6 protein-coding genes and 1 pseudogene are annotated in these 5,947 nt (G+C 54.1%); 1 reads left to right on the forward strand and 6 read right to left on the reverse strand.

Going from position 1 to position 5,947, the window contains the following annotated elements; translation table 11 throughout:
• Together BN77_RS32805 and BN77_RS28315 are read right to left on the reverse strand one after the other, a co-directional pair.
• Nucleotides 1-513 (reverse strand): annotated as a pseudogene (locus tag BN77_RS32805) (transposase); the annotation flags it as partial.
• Nucleotides 514-578: 65 nt separating this feature from the next.
• Entirely contained in the window at nt 579-869 is a 291-nt protein-coding gene (locus BN77_RS28315) for a transposase (RefSeq protein WP_425280264.1), read from the reverse strand.
• Nucleotides 870-1,793: 924 nt separating this feature from the next.
• On the opposite strand from BN77_RS28315, the gene BN77_RS28320 reads away from it, so the two are divergent.
• On the forward strand, nt 1,794-2,429 hold the full coding sequence (locus tag BN77_RS28320; protein ID WP_007538800.1) for a RolB family protein: 636 nt from the start codon (nt 1,794-1,796) through the stop codon (nt 2,427-2,429).
• A 569-nt stretch (nt 2,430-2,998) separates the two neighbouring features.
• Here BN77_RS28320 and BN77_RS35265 read toward each other — a convergent pair.
• From BN77_RS35265 to BN77_RS35605, 4 genes are all read right to left on the reverse strand, one after another.
• Nucleotides 2,999-3,439, reverse strand: coding sequence for a transposase (locus tag BN77_RS35265; protein ID WP_235777211.1), 441 nt, complete (start codon nt 3,437-3,439; stop codon nt 2,999-3,001).
• A gap of 24 nt (nt 3,440-3,463) precedes the next feature.
• Nucleotides 3,464-5,059, reverse strand: a complete 1,596-nt coding sequence (tnpC, locus tag BN77_RS28325; RefSeq protein WP_007538801.1) for an IS66 family transposase — start codon at nt 5,057-5,059, stop codon at nt 3,464-3,466.
• 73 nt (nt 5,060-5,132) lie between these two features.
• The gene (gene tnpB, locus BN77_RS28330) at nt 5,133-5,477 is read right to left on the reverse strand and encodes an IS66 family insertion sequence element accessory protein TnpB (RefSeq protein WP_028749556.1); all 345 of its coding nucleotides are present in this window, start codon (nt 5,475-5,477) and stop codon (nt 5,133-5,135) included.
• Nucleotides 5,474-5,833: a transposase gene (locus tag BN77_RS35605; protein WP_007538803.1), complete on the reverse strand. Its 360-nt coding sequence runs from the start codon at nt 5,831-5,833 to the stop codon at nt 5,474-5,476. The genes tnpB and BN77_RS35605 overlap by 4 nt, the downstream gene beginning before the upstream one ends.
• Nucleotides 5,834-5,947: the final 114 nt, after the last annotated feature.

Raw genomic sequence — 5,947 nt, forward strand, 5'->3', positions numbered from 1 at the left:
GGAAGAGCCGCTTGTGGTTCACAAGGTGACCCTCACGCCTGAGCAGCACATGTAGGCGTCGATATCCAAAGCGGCGGCGTTCATGGGCCAGCGCCTTCATCCGCTCGCGAAGATCATGGTCATCGCTGCGCGTGGTTTCGTAACGGATCGTCATCCGGCAAAAGCCGATGGCTTTACACGCCCGCCGTTCGCTCATCCGATGTTGGTCCATCAGATGCGCGACAGCTCGCCGCTTTGCTGCGGGCGTCACCACTTCTTTCCCAAAAGGTCTTTCAAAGCTGCATTGTCGAGCATGGCATCCGCCAGAAGCCGCTTCAGCTTCGTGTTCTCGTCCTCCAGCGTCTTCAGTCGCTTGGCTTCCGACACCTCCATGCCACCGAACTTGGCTTTCCACTTATAGATGCTGGCATCGCTGACGCCGTGCTTGCGGCAAAGCTCCGAGACCGGCGTACCCGCCTCGTGCTCCTTCAGAATGCCGATAATCTGTTCGTCTGTGAAACGGCTGCGCTTCATTCCCTGGTCCTCTCAATGGGCCAGAGCTTACTTCAAAATGGATTATTGCAACGGGGCAAGGTCACCTAAAATCCTTTCAATGACGGGGCGGACCATACATTTCGGCGGATGATATCCTGCAGCATCTCGCGGTCCAACGTTAGGTCCGCGACGATCTTCTTCAGCCGAGCATTCTCGTCCGCGAGCTGCTTCAGCTTCTTCATCTCCGGCGGCAACATTCCAGGTACTTTTTCTTCCAATTGAAATAGGTCGCCTGGCTGATCCCCGCTTTCCGGCAAATCTCCGCCCGGCACACCTTCATCAACCTGCTTCAGAATGAACGCCCTCTGCGCGTCCGAAAACTGCGATGCCTTCATTGTCTTCCGTTCCTTTCCCAGCCTGGAAAATGCACCGGAAAACTCTAACCAATCTGGTCCAGTTCGAAGGGTTCAGATCAATAGATGTAGGCTAGCTTGCCAGCGGCAAGTCAACAGCAGCCAAAGAAGGTGACCTCCCCCAAAAATTTAGCCTGAGGTCACGACCAGCACAGGCCATGACACTTCAGGAATGCAGGTCTCAATTACCATTCCGACGAACAATCGCACACACACCTGAACAAACGCAACACAATCATATATCCTGCGGCGGAGATGACGCCGGCGGTAGCAGTCCCCCCGGGCTTTGAATGCAATCATGATGATGCCTAAACTCCCGAGGGCTGCTTTCCTTAAAATAACTATCCACGCTCGGTGCAATAAAGGGTATCTTTTGGATGTGTTCTTTCGGCCGGGGGCAGCTTCTGTGCAGCCGTTGCCATCACTGTAGCTTCCCATCGTTGTCGTCCAGAGAGGCTTGGTTTTTTGCCGTGCCTAAGGGTCACTGAAACATGTCATATTATAAAAATAGAGAACTCACGTGATCAAACTGTGGCACTTTTTAATAATAGAGTTAAACCACGATCGTCAATTCAGTACTTACAACGCCAGTCAAACAGCGGTTGGCATCTTCACACAGCCGGCGTGTTTCTGCTGTTGTAGACAAGGGCAGCACTTCAGGAAGTCGGTCCAATGAGCTTTTGCTTCTTATGCGGCATAGGTCTGTTGCTTCGTTAATTAAGGAGCGCTTACACGTGGCGGGCGCCTAACGAGATGAATCAAGTGGTCCAATGAGGGAGTATGACCTAAACGTCGGCAAAAGGTCACGTTTGTGGCTATATAAATCCGTCATAACATCTTGTTTCATGCACACCACAGCTACACGTCTTCTTATCACCTCACCTTGTTGCCAAAGCCTCTCTCATCATGTCCTTCCCACAATTTGACCGTCCAAGCTTTGCCTTTTCCGATCTTACACACATCAACAACTGCCAGGCATTGAGAACGTTAACCATACAAGCCGTCGAGACCTATGACAATTTTATCGAGCATCAACTTATGCCGGCGCAACAATACTATGCAGCTTTCTTGGATGGAAATGAAACCTGGCATGAGTGGTTGGAAATCAACGAGCTCAATACACTATTGGCGCAATTCCGGGAGCAGCCATGCATGAACGACCCAACGAAGTTCATCAATGAGATAATTCAGCAAGACATGACGCTGTACGTCTACGTTAACGATAGGTCAACTCGCGCTGCTGCGACCCAAGATCTGAATTACATTGATGACAAATTTTGCTTTACTGGCCAACATGGTGAAAAGAGACTGCTGGCCACTGACGTGCCGCCGTGGGAAATGTTGAGTTTCTCTGACCTTGCTGCCGCACACCGTTCACTTGGGTGCGACGAGGTGCATTTCAACAGCTTTCGTAGGTGCCTCGTCATTCCGAAAACTGATTTCTTCTGGCAGGTGCAGGAGGCGCCGTTGCGTCTTTGGAGCCGCCGAACTGCTGGCAAGTTTGATGTGCTGGCCGTTACTGACGTGCGCGGGATGAATTGATCCTCATCTGACCCTTAAATTGCATCATCGCGGCAAGTTCGTTTGTTGTGTCTTAGTCGGTGTTATTGCCTGGCTGTTGCATTTTCTAAGGACGTTTATGTTTTGTTATGCTTTCGTTTATGAAAATTCTTCGTAAAATGTATACGAAGCTTAGTACGGGGGATGTTATTTCTGTTTATTAAATGGTTTGAGTGATTGTACTTTTTCGTTATTGCTATAAAAGCCAGGCACGTTTCCAGTTTGTTTTCTCGTCTTTATACATTCAACTTTAAGGAAACGACGATACACTGTCATATCCGCCAATTGACCACAAATTAAACTCATGGCCGTTTATCTCCGATATCATAATATGCAACCCAATGGGGAATGATGGGACCTCAACCCGAGGTTGGGTCTATCGCTCACAATGAATATGGAGGCCGTGAGGCCTCCATGACCCAGACAATCAGCCTCCACGGGAAGCCGTGAGGCTTCCGTCTTCATTTTGACGCGAACCGCGCAAGTTGCCGCACCCCAAAAAACCATAGCAACATTTACATCAGGATATATCCTGCCACCGTTGCCGTTGATCACATGTCGGATTTGTTCCGAATGCGTATTCCGCTGAAGCCGGCCGCTGATTCGTGAGCGCAACGAAAAGCCCACCTTCCAATGAGGCGAGATTTCAAGGCAGAATCAGCCGGTTTTGATCGAGAGCGGCGGATTGGAGGCTTTGGAGGCGCTACTGACAGCATTATACAATGCATCATGCCATGCATGATGATAGCGATTATCGGCGCGTTGAGTGTGTTCCGGCAGCCAAATTTTAAAGCCGATTGACACTCAATGTTCGTCGGCGCACCGCGGCTCCTCGTTTCAACGCGCGCGAACTTCTGCGTTTCCGTTCCATCAGTCAGGGGCGCAACAGCGCCCGATGCCAGTGCCGTGCGACGCCATCCATAAAGCTGTGACGGATCTAAGCCTTCAGACCGGGCGACCGCCGAGACGTTCGCCCCAGGCTGCAGCGCCATGGCGTAAGCGGTGACGTGATGCCGTTACTTTTTGAAGTTCCAGGGCATCAGAGCGTCGAGATCGCTTGATGGCCAACCTGCGGCGATACGCTCAAGCGTCTTCGTTAGCCACGCCAGTGGATCGACTTCGTTCATCTTGGCGGACTGGATGAGCGTGGAGAGTGTCGCCCAAGTCGTTCCACCGCCGGCATTTCCGGCGAATAGGCTATTTTTTCGAACGATCGCCTGGGGCCGGATGGCACGCTCAACAATGTTGGAGTCTATCTCGATGCGCCCGTCATGGAGGAACTGTTCGAAGGCTTCCCGCCGATGAAGGGCATAGCGAATTGCTTCGGCGAGCTTTGATTTTCCCGAGATGCGGGGCAGCGTGTCCTGCCAGAGTTTGTAGAGCGCGGCAACGACTGCAGCGGAAGCCTCCTGACGGGCGGCAACACGAACATCGGGGCTTTGTCCACGCACCTTTTCCTCGATCGACCAAAGTGCGCCCATCTTTTCGATTGTCGCCGTTGCCACCTTGGAACTGTCGTTTGCGTGCAACTCGTAAAACCGACGGCGACCATGCGCCCAGCACCCCGCCAAAAGAGCGCCGTCGTTGCCGCGCTCAGGTCGAGCAACACGGTTATAGGCAGTGTATCCGTCGATCTGCAGGATGCCGCGATAGCCTTCGAGATGCCGAGCGACACAATCGCCGGATCGACTGTCTTCAAAACGGTAAGCCACCATCGGCGGAGCGCTCCCGCCGAATGGTCGATCGTCCCGGGCGTACGCCCATAAATACGCTGTCTTTGCCGACCCCGATCCGGGGACAAGTGTCGGCAATGTCGTCTCGTCGGCGAATATTCGTTCGCCTCTTTTGATCTGGCTGAAGGTGTAGTCCGCGAGAATCTCGAGTTCGAACCCAAGCTTCCCCATCCACCGCGCCATGATGCCGCGGTCGACTTCGACATGGTCGCGCAGGAAGATCGCCTCCTGTTGATAGAGTGGCAACCCGTCGCCATATTTGGAGACCGCGATATAGGCGAGCAGCGCTTCCGTCGGAATGCCGCTTTCGATTATATGCGCCGGGGCTGAGGCCTGGATGACGCCGTCTTCGTTCTTGAAGGCATACTTCGGGCGATGCGTGACGATCACCCGGAACTTCGGCGGAATGACATCAAGCCGCTCGGAGGTATCTTCCCCGATCAGCTTCTGTTTGCCAGCGTGTTCGGGCAGTTCGTCCGGCTCGATGATCTCATGGACCCGCTCCAGGTGCGGCGGGAAGCCCTTGCGCGGGCGCGGCGCACGCTTTGCTGCGCCTGGATTTCGGCCCTTGGAAACCGGCGCCTCGATCGCGGCGATGCCGGTGTCAATTTCTTCGAAGACAAACGCGCCCTGTTCGTCCAGGTCTGCCTCGATGCTCGTGCCCTGCTTTTCCGAGCGGCGGCCATAGCGGTATCGATTGAAGGCTTTAAGGATTAGCTTCAACTTGGCGATCTGTTCGTCCGCGTCGGCATTGCGGGCCTTCAGATCAGCAACTTCGTCTTCCAGAACATCGACGCGCGCAGCCTTTGCCGCCATCGCCATGATCATGGCTCTCAGCACATCAACGTCATCAGGAAGCTCGAGATCGGCTGGTGTCATGCCCTTATGTAGAGCATGTTTCGGCGAGATTTTCCCTCAGTTTCGGCCGCCTGATTCACTCTGCCGCAGGGCTTTACCCAACAAATTCAGGCCGCTTTACGGCAACCGTGCGCACGCGCTTCCAGTCCATCCCATCAACCAGCGCCATCAGTTGCGCGTGATTGAGCTGCACGCGGGACGGCCCGATTTTCGGCCAGACGAACTGATTTTTTTCGAGCCGCTTCGAATACAGGCAGACGCCTGAGCCATCCCACCAGGCGATCTTTATTCTGTCTGCTCTTTTGGCGCGGAAAACGTAGAGCGAGCCATTGAAGGGATCGCTTCCAGCATCACGCACCAGCGCCAAAAGGCTATCTGGACCTTTGCGGAAATCGACGGGATGACTGGCCAAAAAGACCTTCGCACCAGCGGGGATCATGCAGACCGCACCGCGCGGATCAGCCTGACGAGATGGGGCTCGTCGAGCCCGACATTCACGCGGATCACTGCGTCTCCGATCATGATGTCCGCGGTAGAGGTTTCGCCCCGAGCCGTATCAACAACAGCCTCCGCTTTCAGTCGGGCATTGCGCCGCCATGTGAACAGCTGCGAGGGGTCGATCCCTATGCGCCTTGCCACCGCCGAAACGCTCGCACCCGGCTCCATGCTTTCGGTTACCGCCTGAGCCTTGAACTCATCTGACCAGCGTCGAACCTCTCGCGGCGCGCCCTCCAGGCGACCCGCAACGGCTTCGATCATATGGAACGTTCTATGTTCGGACATAGCTTCAGACATCGCAATTCATACCAAGCTCATTCCCTGAGCTCACATGAATAAGCGCGATGCCTTGCTATCGCCAGACGGGGTCAATGCACCGCTTACAGAAAATCGCCGATCACCAGTTTGAAA

Source organism: Rhizobium mesoamericanum STM3625 (assembly GCF_000312665.1).
Taxonomy (GTDB): domain Bacteria; phylum Pseudomonadota; class Alphaproteobacteria; order Rhizobiales; family Rhizobiaceae; genus Rhizobium; species Rhizobium mesoamericanum.